Genomic DNA, 13,357 nt, shown 5'->3' with positions numbered 1-13,357 from the left:
TTGTTGTTTTCAGATTTTCGGTGGGCCCGGGTAACCGCAGGCGGCCCAGGACTCGGGGCGTTCGTACCAGGCCATTTGCAGCAGCTGCAGCAATGACGCGTGACCCATGCGCAGCAGGTTCAGTGAGCTGTCCTGCCAACGTTGCAGGAAGGCTGTGACTTGGGTGGGGCTGGCCTGTTCCCAGGCGCCCCAGACGCCGGTCAGCGGGCCACGGGTAAGCGGCAGGCTGAGCACGTCGAACAGTTGCCGGGTGAGCTTGAGCATTTCCGGCGACAAGGCCGCCAGCTTGTGGTCGAGGCTGTGCAGTACCCACGTCTCGGCGGCCTGCGTGCCGGCCAGCACCACCGGGATCAGCGCACGCAGCAGTGGCAGGTCGTCGTCGCGCAGTAGTTGGAAACCCTGTGCGCTGGTTTGCGCGGTGCAGCCGACCAGGCCGGTTGCACTCAGAAAGATGCTGGCGCCAAGGCTGAAACGCAGCAGATCACGACGGTGCATAGGCTGCCCCTCAGCGGATGAACAGCTTGTAGACCAGGCGCTGCAAGGCTTTGCCATAAGGCGGGTAGATCAGCCGCGCGGCGTTGAAACGTTGCTTGACCAGCACGGCTTTGGCCTTGCTGAAGGTCAGGAAACCGTCGTGGCCATGGTAGTGGCCCATGCCCGAGGGGCCGATGCCGCCGAAGGGCAGGTCGTCCTGGGCCACATGCAGCAGGGTGTCGTTCAGGCACACGCCGCCGGAGTGGGTGTGGCGCAGCACGCGTTCCTGCCCGGCCCGGTCATACCCGAAGTAGTAAAGCGCCAGCGGGCGCGGGCGTTGGTTGATGTAGGCCAGCGCCTGGTCGAGGCTGTCGTAGGGCACCAGCGGCAGCAGCGGGCCGAAGATTTCGTCCTGCATCACCTGCATGTCGTCACTCACCTCCAGCAGCAGGTGTGGTGGCAGGCGTCGGCCTTGGCGGGGCTCGCCAGGGTACAGGTCGAGCACTTGCGCACCTTTTGCGCGGGCATCCTCCAGCAGGTGCTGCAAGCGCTGCAGCTGGCGCGGGTTGATGATGGCGGTGTAGTCAGGGTTGTCGGCGACGCGCGGGTACAGGCGCTGAACGGCGCGCTGGTAGGCGTCGCTGAAGGCCGCCAGGCGATCACGTGGCACCAGCACATAGTCGGGGGCGACGCAGGTCTGGCCGGCGTTGAGGGTTTTGCCAAAGGCGATGCGCTCGGCGGCGGTGTCCAGGGGCACGTCGGCCGACACGATGGCGGGCGACTTGCCGCCCAGTTCCAGGGTGACCGGCGTCAGGTTCTGCGCCGCAGCCAGCATCACCTGGCGGCCCACGCTGGTGGCGCCGGTGAACAGCAGGTGGTCGAAGGGCAGGCGGGCGAAGGCCTGGCCCACCTCGACCTCGCCGAGTACCACGCTGACCAGGTCGCAGGGGAATACCCGTTCCAGGACTTGCTTCAAAGCCTGGCCACTGGCGGGTGTGGCTTCGCTGAGCTTGAGCATGACCCGGTTACCGGCAGCCAGCGCGCACGTCAGCGGGCCGATGGCGAGGAACAGCGGGTAGTTCCACGGCACGATGATGCCGACCACCCCCAGCGGTTGGTATCGCACCTGCGCGCTGGCTGGCTGGAAGGCCAGGCCAACGCGTCGCCGGCTGGCGCGCATCCAGCGTTGCAGGTGTTTTTCGGCGTGGCGCAGGCCCTGTATCGAGGGCAGCAACTCGGCCAACAAAGTCTCGTCGGCGCTACGCCCGGAAAAGTCCTCGCTGATGGCCTCGATCAACCCAGCCTGGTGGGCCTGCAAGGCTTCGCGCAGGCTTTTCAGCCATTGCAGCCGCTGGGCAGCCGGTGGCAGGGGGTTGCCGGCAAAGGCCTGGCGCTGGGCAGCGAACATCGCCGCAAGGTCGAGGTCGGATTGCACAGGGGGCAAGGCACTGGGCGAGTTCATGGCGGTGTCGAGTCCGGGCAGGGAATCTCTAGAGCCTACTCTAATTTGCACGATGGTGCGAATTTTTCCACACGTTCGAACGGTGCATTCCACCTGCAATACGCCGTAAGATGGCCCTTTGAAGTAGGCCCGCAGACTGGGAGCTGAGCATGGCCCCGCGCATGAAGACCCGAGAGCGCATCGTGCAGAACAGCCTGGAGCTGTTCAACCAGCAGGGCGAACGCAGCGTCAGTACCAACCACATTGCCGCGCACATGGAAATCTCGCCCGGCAACCTGTATTACCACTTCCCCAACAAGCAGGCGATCATCGCCCTGTTGTTCAGCCAGTATGAAGAGTTGGTGGACAGCTTCCTGCGCCCGCCACAAGGCCGCACGGCCACCGTGGAGGACAAACGCTTCTACCTCAAGGCCTTGCTGGCTGCCATGTGGAACTACCGCTTCCTGCACCGCGACCTGGAGCACCTGCTGGACAGCGATGCCGAACTGGCCGCCCGTTATCGGCGTTTTTCCGAGCGCTGCCTGCGCCAGGGCCAGGCGATCTACCGTGGCTTTGTCGAGGCGGGCATTCTGGCCATGGCGCCGGCACAGATCGAATCGCTGACCATCAATGCCTGGATCGTGCTCACATCGTGGGTGCGCTTTCTCAGCACCACACGTGAACATTCCGCGCATTTGGGTGAAGAAGCGTTCAAGCGCGGCGTCTATCAGGTGCTGGTGCTGGAGCTCGGCTACGTGACCGACAACGCCCGCGCTGCCGTGGACGCCTTGTGCCAGGAATTCCATGTACCGTTCAACCAGGCCCTGGAGCTTTAGCCCAGGGCCCAAGTGCCATTGATCAGGAGATTGTCATGCCCCTTGCGCAATTGATCACCCCGCAGCAGTTGGCCGAGCGCCTGGACGCGCCCAAGCTGGTGATTCTCGACTGCCGCTTTGCCCTTGAGGATGTGGACTATGGCCAACGCAGTTATGCCCAGGGGCATATCGCCGGGGCGCATTTTGCCGACCTTGACCGCGACCTCAGCGGGCCGGTGAGCAAGGGGCGCACCGGGCGCCACCCATTGCCCGATGCGCAGCGGCTGGTCGCGCGCCTGCGTGAGTGGGGCCTGGACAACGACAGTGAGGTGGTGTTGTACGACGACGGCCCCGGTGCCTTTGCCGCCCGTGCCTGGTGGCTGTTGGTCTGGCTGGGCAAGCGCAGCGGTGTGGCGATTCTCGACGGTGGCCTGAAGGCCTGGCATGCCGCGCACCTGCCGCTGAGCCTGGACCCACCGCCCAAACGCGAGGGCAACTTCAAGGGTGAGCCGGACGCCAGGCTGCTGATCGATGCCGACCACCTGGGCAAGCGCCTGGGTAGCAGTGACCTGACCTTGATCGATGCGCGTGCCTTGCCGCGTTTTCGCGGTGAAGTGGAGCCGATCGATCCGGTGGCGGGGCATATTCCCGGGGCCCAGTGCGCAGCGTTTACCGACAACATGGGGGCTGATGGGCGCTTTTTGCCGGCGGACCAGCTCAAGCAGCGCTTTGCCGAAAAGCTAGCCGGGCGCGCGCCGGAGCAGCTCGTGTCTTACTGTGGGTCTGGGGTGACGGCTTGCCACAACCTGTTTGCGCTGGCGCTGGCGGGGTACCCGTTGGGCAAGCTGTATGCCGGGTCCTGGAGCGAGTGGATCAATGACCCGGAGCATGGCGTAGCCACAGGCGAGTAATCGGTAAACGCTTTATTGACCGTCCACCAGCCACTGCGGAATCCGCCGCTCCAGGTAGTACCCCGGATTTCGCAGGCTGCCATCGACAAAGCCCACATGACCACCGCGGCTGTGCAGTTCGAAGCGGGTGTGTGGCGCCAGCTCACGGGCCGTTGGCAGGCTATGGCCGGACACGAACGGGTCATCGCTGGAATGGATGATCAGCGTTGGCGTGCGGTTCTGGCCGAGGAAGAAGTGGCTGGATGAGCGGCGATAGTAGTCGTGCGCATCGCGAAAACCGTTAAGCGGTGCTGTGACTTTGCCGTCGAAGTCCCAGAAGGTGCGCAAGTTGGTCAGTTGCCCCAGTCGCTCCAGCGCCGCCAGCCGATCATGCTGACCCTGCGCGTGGAAGTGCTGCTGTTTGAGCTGCACATACGCCAGCATTTCGCGCATGAAGTGCGCCTGATACACCTTGGAGAACCCTTGGCCGATACGGTCGGCACAGTGGTCCAGACGAAAGGGCACCGACACTGCAACCGCTGCTTCCAGTTGGCTGGCAACCCCGCTTTCGCCCAGGTATTTCAACAGTACATTGCCACCCAGCGAGTAACCCACTGCATACAGTGGCGCCAAGGGGCGTTGGGCGCGCAGGTGGCTGACAATTTCTGCCAGGTCTTCACTGGCGCCGGAGTGGTAGCTGCGTGGTAACAGGTTGGGTTCGCCCGAGCAACCGCGCCAGTTCGCTGCCACGCTGGCCCAACCGCGCCCTTGCAGCGCTTGCTGCAAGCCTTTCACATAGGGTGAATGCGACGAGCCGGTCAGCCCATGCAGCACAAGCACCAGTGGCGCATGGGGTTCATGGGGGCCATGCCAGTCGAGGTCGATGAAGTCGCCGTCGGCCAGCCACAGCCGCTCGCGGTTGCGCTGCAGTTCAGGCAGCTTGCGCCACAGGGGCCCCCACAGGGTTTGCAGGTGGGGGTTGGAAAGGCCGGTGGCCGGGCGAAATGTGGCGCTTTGGCTGGGCATACTGGGCGACTCGTGATGTGCCTGCCTAGATTGCCACGAAAAAGCGCCACAGTACCTGCGCTATTGGTCGGTTGTGGCCCTTTGCCAGAGCGCGTAGTGCACTTGACCGGTTTTCTTCTCGCGGTGCAGGCGCCAGTTGCCTGGCAATTGCAAGGTTGAAGGCGCGGCTTCGCTTTCGGTGTAGACCCATGCCTGTTCGCGCAGCCACTGGTTCTGCTCCAGCAGGTTGCAGGTGTTGGCCAGCAGGTCCTGGTGGAATGGCGGGTCGAGGAACACCACATCGAACTGCTGCTTGGCCGGGCCTTGCAGGTAGCGCAGGGCATCGGTTTGCAGGATCTGCCCACGTGGGCAGCGCAGGATTTCGAGGTTGTTCTTCAGGTTAGCGATGGCCGCCGGGTTGCTGTCCAGCGCCACGGCGTCTTCGGCCCCGCGCGACAGGGCTTCGAGCACCAGGGCGCCGCTACCGGTGAAGGCGTCCAGCACGCGGGCGCCCTCGATGTAAGGTGCCAGCCAGTTGAACACGGTTTCCCGCACGCGGTCGGGCGTTGGCCGCAGGCCTTCGCCTTCCGGCACCGCCAGTCGGCGGCTGCGCCATTCGCCGGCGATGATGCGCAGGTGGCCCTGGCCCTTGCTTTGGCCCGATTGCGGGCGGGCGGGAGGGGTGGATCTTGGCATTAGTGCTCCGGTACCCCGAGCGGCTGCTCGGAGGGCTTGTCAGTGGGGGCTGGCAGCGGTTTTTGTGGCACTTTCGGGCCAACGGTGACGATCACCAGTTTATCGGCTGACAGGTGTTTGTTCATGGCCGCCTTGACCTGTTCGACGGTGAGGGCCTGGGACTGCTGCATGAAGTCCTCCAGCCAGGTCAGCGGCAGGTTGTAGAAGCCGATGGCGCCCAGTTGGCCGACGATGCTGGCGTTGCTGGCATTGGACAGCGGGAAGCTGCCGGCCAGTTCACGCTTGGCATCGTCCAGCTCTTGCTGGGTAGGGCCCTGTTTGAGGTAGTCGGCAAGAATGTCCTGCACCAGCTTCAACGTGCCTTCGCTCTGCTCGGCGCGGGTTTGCAGGTTGATCATGAAGGGGCCGCGCACCTGCATCGGGCTGAACACCGAGTACACGCCGTAGGTCAGGCCGCGCTTTTCACGTACCTCGCTCATCAGGCGGGTGCCGAACGCACCGCCGCCGAGGATCTGGTTGCCCAGCGACAGGGCTGGCCAGTCTGGGTCCTGGCGGTCGATGCCCAGTTCGGCCAGCATCAGGTGGGTTTGCTTGGACGGGAAGTCGATGTGAGTCAGGCCAGCCTTGGCGTCAGTGGGCTGGGCTGGCGCGGCCAGTGCCGGGCCCTTCGGCAGGCCTGCAGATACCTGGGCCGCAATGGCTTCGGCTTCGGCGCGGCTCAGGTCGCCGACCAGCGCGATGACCGCGTTGCCGCCGGTATAGGCTTTGGCATGGAAGGCGCGCAGCTGTGCCAGGGTGATGCCCTCGATGCTTTCGGCGGTACCGTCGCTGGGGTGGGCGTAAGGGTGGTCGCCGTAAAGCTTGCCGAACAGCGCCTTGCCCGCGATCTTGCCGGGGTTCTGCTTTTCGTATTCGAAGCCGGCCAACATCTGGTTCTTGATGCGCTTGAGGGCGTCTTCGGGGAAGGTCGGCTTGCCGGCCACCTCGGTAAACAGCTTGAGGGCCGGTTCGCGCTTGTCCTTGGCGCTGAGGCTGCGCAGCGAGGCCACCGCCATGTCGCGGTAGGAGCCGTTGCCAAAGTCCGCCCCCAGGCCCTCGAAACCTTCGGCGATGGCGGTCACGTCTTTTCCGGCCACGCCCTCGTTGAGCATGGCGTTGGTCAGCGCGGCCACACCTGGCGTAACGCCGTCCTGGCTGCTGCCGGCGGCGAAGGTGACGCGCAGGTCGAACATGGGCAGTTCGCGGGCTTCTACGAACAGCACACGGGCGCCTTCGGCGGTGTTCCAGTGCTGAATGTTCAACTGGCGCCGGCTCGGTGCCTTGCCATCCAGTTCGGCCAAGGATTGCAAGGTGTTGGCTGGGCGAGCGGCGCTGCTGTCGGCCTTGGCGGCGTTGTCGGCCATGGCCGGGGCGGCCAGCACGGTCGCCAGCGCCAGGGCGCGGATGCCCGTGGCCAGCAGGGTTGGGCGTGGTGCGCGGCGATCACTCATGAGCGGACTCCTCGGGCAGTACATGGGCAACGCTCAGGCGTTCGCGGGTGAAATAGGTGCGCGCGGCGTTCTGGATGTCCTGCGGGGTGACACGCTTGAGCTCGTCCAGCTCGCTGTCGATCAGCTTCCAGGACAGGCCGACGGTTTCCAGCTGGCCGATGGTGGTGGCCTGGCTGCTGATGGAGTCGCGGTCGTAGACCAGGCCGGCGATGACCTGAGCGCGAACGCGTTCGAGCTCTTCGGCGCTGGGCGGGGTGGTCTTGAGTTCTTCAAGCAACTGCCAGATGCCTTTTTCGACATCGGCGAGGGTTTTCTGCTTCTGCACATTCGGCGTAGCCGAAATCAGGAACAGGCTGTCGCCGCGGGTGAAGGCGTTGTAGCTGGAAGAAGCGCCGGCCACCAGCTCCTGGCCACGCTCCAGGCGCGCCGGCATGCGGGCGCTGTAGCCGCCGTCGAGCAGGGCCGAGATCAGGCGCAGGGCTTGCACGGTGCGCGGGTCCTTGGCGGTGGGCAGGCCGGGCACGTTGAAACCGTAGATCAGGCTGGGCAGTTGGGTGCGTACATGCAGGGTCAACTGGCGCTGGCCAGGTTCGGCCAGTTCCAGAGGCAGTTTGGCCGGTGGCACGGCGCGCTTGGGAATACTGCCGAAGTACTTCTGCGCCAGGCCCTTGACCTCATCGGCGGTAACATCGCCGACCACCACCAGCGTCGCGTTGTTGGGCGCGTACCAGGACTCGTACCAGTGACGCAGCTCCTCGACCTTCATACGTTCAAGGTCGGCCATCCAGCCGATGGTCGGGGTGTGGTAGCCGCTGGCCGGGTAGGCCATGGCGCGGAACAGCTCAAATGCCTTTTGATTGGGCTGATCGTCCGTACGCAGGCGGCGCTCTTCCTTGATCACCTCGATTTCGCGGCTGAACTCGTCGGCGGGCAGGCGCAGGCTGGCCAGGCGGTCAGCCTCCAGCTCCAGGGCTACCGGCAGGCGGTCGCGGGCCAGCACCTGGTAGTAAGCGGTGTAGTCGTCGCTGGTGAAGGCGTTTTCGTCGGCGCCCAGGTCACGCAGGATGCGCGAAGCTTCGCCGGGTCCGACCTTGGCGCTGCCCTTGAACATCATGTGTTCCAGCGCGTGGGACAAGCCGGTCTGGCCCGGGGTCTCGTAGCTGGAGCCCACCTTGTACCAGATCTGCGAGACTACCACCGGAGCGCGGTGGTCTTCGCGCACGACCACTTTCAGGCCATTGTCGAGAATGAATTCGTGGGTGGGTTGCACATCGGCGGCGAGGGCCGCGAGCGGCAGGCAGAGCGTGCCGAACAACAGGCCAGCGGCGCGGCGGGCTAGAGCATTCATACGGTGTTTAACCTGTTCGGCGGCCCGCTGGGTTTAGCGTCGACGGGCCAGGAGGTGCTAGGATACTGATCCGGTTGCCTGGCGACCATGCCTGTCGCCGTTCTGGCCCACAGGACACTAAGACAAAACGTTGCGCATGAACCAGCAGGCTTCAAGATAGTCTGTTCTGCGTAGAGAGAATTCCCGATGTGCCATTGCTGGCTCATCGCTACCCTGAGATAGCCGTCCTCCATGTTTGGTTCCAACGACGACAAAAAAGCGCCGGCCGAAGCTGGCGAAAAGAAAGGCCTGTTCAGCTGGTTTCGAAAGAAGCCGCAGCAACCTGTCGCCGAACAGCCACAAGCCCCCGAACCCCAGGCTGCAGAACCCGTAGCGCCGCAGCCCGCCGTCGAGCGCCCTGAAGCCGCTCCGGTCGAGCCGGTGGTTGCAGCAGCCCCCGCAGCTGTAGCTGAGGCCCCTCGGGCTGCCGAGCCAGCCTTGGCCTCTGAGCCTGCAACGGCGCCAGTGGCGACGCCGGTATTCGAGCCAACCCCGGCCCCTGTGGGCGCGGGCGTGCCCGCGAATGCAGCGCCTGCCGCCCCGCAGGTTGAAACCCCTGCACCCGCAGCAGCCCCAGTCATTCATGCCGTCGAGACCCCTGTCAGCAACCTGGTCCTGCCCGTTGCCGAAGAGCCCGTTGCTCTGGTTCCCGACCTGGAGCCAAAGGCCCCGCCGGCGATCCCCGAGCGCCCGGTAGCAGCGCCTGTCGAGCCAGAGCCGGCCCCTGTCGCTGCCCCAGCCGTTGTCGAACAAGCCAAACCCGGCTTCTTTGCCCGCCTGAAGCAGGGCCTGTCGAAGACCAGCGCCAGCATCGGCGAGGGCATGGCCAGCCTGTTCCTGGGCAAGAAAGTCATCGACGACGACCTGCTCGACGAGATCGAGACCCGTTTGCTGACGGCTGACGTCGGCGTGGAAGCCACCTCGGCCATCGTCCAGAACCTGACCCAGAAGGTCGCGCGCAAGCAGTTGGCCGACGCCGATGCCCTGTACAAGTCGCTGCAGGAAGAGCTGGCCGCACTGCTGCGCCCGGTCGAGCAGCCGCTTAAAGTACAGGCGCAAAACAAGCCTTACGTCATCCTCGTGGTTGGCGTGAACGGCGCCGGCAAGACCACCACCATCGGCAAGCTGGCCAAGAAGCTGCAGATGGAAGGCAAAAAAGTGATGCTGGCCGCTGGCGATACTTTCCGTGCGGCAGCGGTCGAGCAGTTGCAAGTGTGGGGCGAGCGTAACCAGATTCCGGTAATCGCCCAGCATACCGGTGCCGACTCCGCGTCGGTGATCTTCGACGCCGTTCAAGCCGCCAAGGCCCGTGGCGCCGACGTGCTGATCGCTGACACCGCCGGCCGCCTGCACACCAAAGACAACTTGATGGAAGAGCTGAAGAAGGTCCGCCGGGTTATCGGCAAGCTCGACGCCGATGCGCCGCATGAGGTGCTGCTGGTGCTCGACGCCGGTACTGGCCAGAACGCCATCAGCCAGGCCAAGTACTTCAACCAGAGCGTCGAACTGACCGGCCTGGCCCTGACCAAGCTGGACGGCACTGCCAAGGGCGGGGTGATCTTTGCCCTGGCCAAGCAGTTCAACATTCCGATCCGCTTCATCGGTGTGGGTGAAGGCATCGACGACCTGCGTACCTTCGAAGCCGAGCCGTTCGTCAAGGCTCTGTTCGCCGAGCGAGACTGACCATGATCCGATTCGAACAGGTTGCCAAGCGCTATCCCAACGGTCATGTGGGTTTGCATGAGCTGAGTTTCCGGGCGCGCCGGGGCGAATTCCTGTTCGTCACCGGGCACTCGGGTGCCGGCAAGAGCACCTTGCTGCGCCTGTTGCTGGCCATGGAGCGCCCGACCAGTGGCAAGCTCATGCTGGCCGGGCAGGACCTGGGCCAGATCAGCAATGCGCAGATCCCGTTCCTGCGCCGGCAGATCGGCGTGGTGTTTCAGAACCACCAGCTGTTGTTCGACCGCACGGTGTTCAACAACATCGCCTTGCCCTTGCAGATTCTCGGCCTGTCCAAGGCCGAGATCGCCAAGCGCGTGGATTCGGCCCTGGAGCGTGTATCGCTGTCGGACAAGGGCGAACTGTTCCCGGCTGACCTGTCCACCGGGCAGCAGCAGCGGGTAGGCATTGCCCGCGCCATCGTCCACCAGCCGGCCCTGCTGCTGGCCGACGAACCCACCGGTAACCTCGACCCGCGCCTGGCCGCAGAGATCATGGGCGTGTTCGAGGACATCAACCGCCTGGGTACCACGGTCTTGATCGCCAGCCACGACCTGGCACTGATTGCGCGCATGCGTCACCGCATGCTGACCTTGCAGCGCGGCCGCTTGATCGGCGATGGGGAGGCCGGGCAATGAGCACTACACGTACGCCGAAGGTTTCCGAGCGGGTTGCACCAAAGCCCGCTGACCCGCAACCGGCGAAGAAAAAGCGCGGCGAAGACGATGATGGCCCGGATTTCCGCACGCTGCTGCATGCCTGGCTGGAAAGCCACCGTGCCAGCATGGCCGACAGCCTGCGCCGCTTGGGCAAGCAGCCGATCGGCAGCTTTTTCACCTGCCTGGTGATGGCGGTGGCGCTGAGCATGCCCATGGGCCTGTCGTTGCTGCTGAAGAACATCGAGCAGCTTGGCGGCTCGTGGCAGCGCGCCGCGCAAATTTCGCTGTTCCTCAAGCTGGATGCCGGCAGCCGTGATGGTGAGGCGCTGCGGGATGAGATCAAGGGCATGCCCGGTGTGGCGGACGCGCAATATGTCAGCCGTGAGCAGGCGCTGGAGGAATTCCAGCAGCAGTCCGGCCTGGGCGAGGCCCTGCGTGAACTGCCCGACAACCCGTTGCCTGGCGTGGTGGTCGTGACCCCGACCGAGGTCGACAAGCCGGCCCTGGAAGCGTTGCGTCAGCGTCTGTCGGAGCTGCCACGGGTTGAAGTGGCGCAACTGGACCTGGTGTGGGTCGAGCGCCTGGCGGCCATCCTCAAGCTGGGTGACCGCTTCGTCTTCGGCTTGGCCGTGATGCTGATTTCTGCCCTGCTGTTAGTAATCGGTAACACAATTCGTCTACACATTGAAAACCGCCGGATCGAGATCGAAGTGATCAAGCTGGTCGGCGGCACCGACGCCTACGTACGCCGGCCTTTCCTGTACATGGGTGCCCTGTATGGCCTGGGTGCAGGCCTGTTGGCGTGGGGCATCCTGGCGTTTGGCCTGAACTGGCTGAACGAGGCGGTTGTAGGGCTTTCCGGGCTGTATGGCAGTGATTTCGCCCTGGGGGGGGTGCCGGCGTCCGATGGTCTGTCGCTCTTGATCGGAGCAGTGTTGTTGGGGTATATCGGTGCATGGATCGCAGTCGCTCGTCACCTGAACGAGTTGGCGCCGCGATAGTTTTTACGTGCCGGCATTGACATTTTCTTCACTGTGGAACTTGTACCGTCGTTCCAGGTCAATGTTGGCAGCGCCCACAAGGCGCGAGTTTAGTAAGTCGGAGGTTCTTGAATGACCACATCGTTGCAACCTGCCTATGCCCTGGTGCCCGGTGCAAACCTGGAAGCCTATGTGCACACGGTCAACAGCATCCCGCTGCTGACGGTCGAGCAGGAGCGTGATCTGGGCGAGCGTCTCTATTATGAGCAGGATGTCGAGGCCGCTCGTCAAATGGTGATGGCCCACCTGCGTTTCGTCGTACACATTGCCCGTAGCTATGCGGGTTACGGGCTGGCCCAAGCCGACCTGATCCAGGAAGGCAACGTCGGCCTGATGAAAGCCGTCAAGCGCTTCAACCCGGAAATGGGTGTGCGCCTGGTGTCGTTCGCCGTGCACTGGATCAAGGCAGAAATCCACGAATTCATCCTGCGCAACTGGCGTATCGTCAAGGTGGCGACCACCAAGGCCCAGCGCAAACTGTTTTTCAACCTGCGCAGCCAGAAGAAGCGTCTGGCCTGGCTGAACAACGACGAAGTGCATCGCGTGGCAGAAAGCCTTGGCGTAGAGCCGCGTGAAGTGCGTGAGATGGAAAGCCGCTTGAGTGGCCAGGATATGGCGTTCGACCCGGCAGCCGAGGCGGATGACGACAGCGCCTTCCAGTCGCCTGCACATTACCTGGAAGACCACCGGTACGACCCGGCGGTGCAACTGGAGGATGCTGACTGGAGCGACAATTCGACCAGCAACCTGCACGAAGCGCTGCAAGGGCTGGACGAGCGTAGCCGCGATATTCTCTACCAGCGCTGGTTGGCGGAAGAGAAGGCCACGCTGCATGAGCTGGCAGACAAGTACAGCGTTTCGGCTGAGCGGATTCGTCAGCTGGAGAAGAATGCGATGAACAAGGTCAAGGCGTTGATTGCGGTTTGATCAAACCTGGCTGCAAACAAAGCCGCTGGCCTGGATAGGGTCAGCGGCTTTTTTTTGCCTGTGAATTATTGGGGCCGCGCAGCAGCCCCAAAAGACTCAAAGCCTGCGCGAAGTGTCGAGCTGCATCAGGTAGCCAGGCCCACCCAACTGACTCATCTGGCGACGAATCCACTCGGCCCGGCTCGCCACATAGGCACTTGGCCGGCTGGCACTCCACTTGATCGGACTCGGCAGCACCGCCGCCAGTTGCGCCGCCTGCTGGCGGCTAAGCCGGCTGGCATCCACGCCAAAGTGATAGCGCGCCGCCGCTTGGGCGCCGAACACGCCCTTGCCCCATTCGGCGCTGTTCAAGTAGACCTCGAGAATTCGCTCCTTCGACCAGAACAGTTCGATCAAGGCCGTGAACCACGCCTCCAGGCCTTTGCGGAACCAACTACGGCCGGACCACAGGAACAGGTTCTTGGCCACTTGCTGGGTCAGGGTGCTGGCACCGCGAACACTGCCGCCGCGCTCGTTGTAGGCCAGCGCCGCCTGGATGGCCGGGATGTCGAAGCCCCAGTGGCTGGCGAACTTCTGGTCCTCGCCCGCAATGACGGCAACCTTCAGCTCATCGGAGATGTTCTCCCACGGTTCCCAGTCGCGTTGCAGGTCGATCGGCTCGCCACTGACCCACGATTGCACCTTGCGCTCGACCATCAGTGCCGTACCGGGCGGTGGCACCCAGCGGAACACCAGCACCAGCACGATGCTGCCGGCTGCGAACCAGAGCAGGGCACGGGAAAGGCGGCGCAGAAGAGTTGGAAGCATGGCGATG

General features: G+C 64.0%; 13 protein-coding genes. 6 read left to right on the top strand and 7 right to left on the bottom strand.

All coding sequences use genetic code 11. From position 1 onward, the window contains the following. Nucleotides 1-9 precede the first annotated feature (9 nt). Nucleotides 10-495 carry a hypothetical protein gene (locus APH36_RS07275; RefSeq protein WP_060498077.1) on the bottom strand — a complete coding sequence of 162 codons (486 nt, stop codon included), beginning with the start codon at nt 493-495 and terminating at the stop codon, nt 10-12. A gap of 10 nt (nt 496-505) precedes the next feature. After that, complete coding sequence (locus APH36_RS07270; RefSeq protein ID WP_060498076.1) at nt 506-1,936, bottom strand: coniferyl aldehyde dehydrogenase; 1,431 nt, start codon at nt 1,934-1,936, stop codon at nt 506-508. Nucleotides 1,937-2,085: 149 nt separating this feature from the next. Between APH36_RS07270 and APH36_RS07265 the strand changes: the two genes are divergently transcribed. Both APH36_RS07265 and APH36_RS07260 read left to right on the top strand, forming a co-directional pair. Further along, a complete protein-coding gene (locus APH36_RS07265; RefSeq protein ID WP_060498075.1) occupies nt 2,086-2,751 on the top strand; it encodes a TetR/AcrR family transcriptional regulator in 666 nt (221 codons plus the stop codon). A 35-nt stretch (nt 2,752-2,786) separates the two neighbouring features. After that, complete coding sequence (locus tag APH36_RS07260) at nt 2,787-3,641, top strand: sulfurtransferase (RefSeq protein WP_060498074.1); 855 nt, start codon at nt 2,787-2,789, stop codon at nt 3,639-3,641. Nucleotides 3,642-3,653: 12 nt separating this feature from the next. On the opposite strand, the gene APH36_RS07255 is transcribed toward APH36_RS07260, so the two are convergent. Genes APH36_RS07255 through APH36_RS07240 form a run of 4 tightly spaced genes read right to left on the bottom strand, consistent with a single transcriptional unit; the run spans nt 3,654 to nt 8,159 of the window. Beyond that, a complete protein-coding gene (locus tag APH36_RS07255; protein ID WP_060498073.1) occupies nt 3,654-4,646 on the bottom strand; it encodes a hydrolase in 993 nt (330 codons plus the stop codon). 60 nt (nt 4,647-4,706) lie between these two features. Further along, nucleotides 4,707-5,321, bottom strand: coding sequence for a 16S rRNA (guanine(966)-N(2))-methyltransferase RsmD (gene rsmD, locus APH36_RS07250; protein ID WP_060498072.1), 615 nt, complete (start codon nt 5,319-5,321; stop codon nt 4,707-4,709). After that, nucleotides 5,321-6,811 carry a pitrilysin family protein gene (locus tag APH36_RS07245; RefSeq protein ID WP_060498071.1) on the bottom strand — a complete coding sequence of 497 codons (1,491 nt, stop codon included), beginning with the start codon at nt 6,809-6,811 and terminating at the stop codon, nt 5,321-5,323. Before APH36_RS07245 ends, rsmD begins: the two co-directional genes overlap by 1 nt. Then, nucleotides 6,804-8,159, bottom strand: coding sequence for a pitrilysin family protein (locus APH36_RS07240; RefSeq protein ID WP_060498070.1), 1,356 nt, complete (start codon nt 8,157-8,159; stop codon nt 6,804-6,806). The genes APH36_RS07245 and APH36_RS07240 overlap by 8 nt, the downstream gene beginning before the upstream one ends. Before the next feature lie 231 nt (nt 8,160-8,390). Between APH36_RS07240 and ftsY the strand changes: the two genes are divergently transcribed. The 4 genes from ftsY (at nt 8,391) to rpoH (ending at nt 12,543) form a co-directional block, all read left to right on the top strand. Next, nucleotides 8,391-9,881 (top strand): signal recognition particle-docking protein FtsY, encoded by a 1,491-nt coding sequence (gene ftsY / locus APH36_RS07230; RefSeq protein WP_060498069.1) that lies wholly within the window; start codon nt 8,391-8,393, stop codon nt 9,879-9,881. A 2-nt stretch (nt 9,882-9,883) separates the two neighbouring features. Then, nucleotides 9,884-10,555: a cell division ATP-binding protein FtsE gene (gene ftsE / locus APH36_RS07225; RefSeq protein ID WP_012274659.1), complete on the top strand. Its 672-nt coding sequence runs from the start codon at nt 9,884-9,886 to the stop codon at nt 10,553-10,555. After that, nucleotides 10,552-11,577 carry a permease-like cell division protein FtsX gene (gene ftsX / locus APH36_RS07220; protein ID WP_016712522.1) on the top strand — a complete coding sequence of 342 codons (1,026 nt, stop codon included), beginning with the start codon at nt 10,552-10,554 and terminating at the stop codon, nt 11,575-11,577. The genes ftsE and ftsX overlap by 4 nt, the downstream gene beginning before the upstream one ends. A gap of 111 nt (nt 11,578-11,688) precedes the next feature. Beyond that, entirely contained in the window at nt 11,689-12,543 is an 855-nt protein-coding gene (gene rpoH, locus APH36_RS07215; protein WP_015272155.1) for an RNA polymerase sigma factor RpoH, read from the top strand. A gap of 96 nt (nt 12,544-12,639) precedes the next feature. Here the strand turns inward: rpoH and mtgA are convergent, their stop codons facing one another. Further along, nucleotides 12,640-13,350: a monofunctional biosynthetic peptidoglycan transglycosylase gene (mtgA, locus tag APH36_RS07210; protein WP_060498068.1), complete on the bottom strand. Its 711-nt coding sequence runs from the start codon at nt 13,348-13,350 to the stop codon at nt 12,640-12,642. Between the last annotated feature and the right edge of the window lie 7 nt (nt 13,351-13,357).

Source organism: Pseudomonas sp. NBRC 111133, assembly GCF_001320605.1.
In the GTDB taxonomy this organism is placed as follows: domain Bacteria; phylum Pseudomonadota; class Gammaproteobacteria; order Pseudomonadales; family Pseudomonadaceae; genus Aquipseudomonas; species Aquipseudomonas monteilii.
Note: the sequence above shows the minus strand (reverse complement) of the source record. Positions and strands in the feature narration are given on the sequence as shown.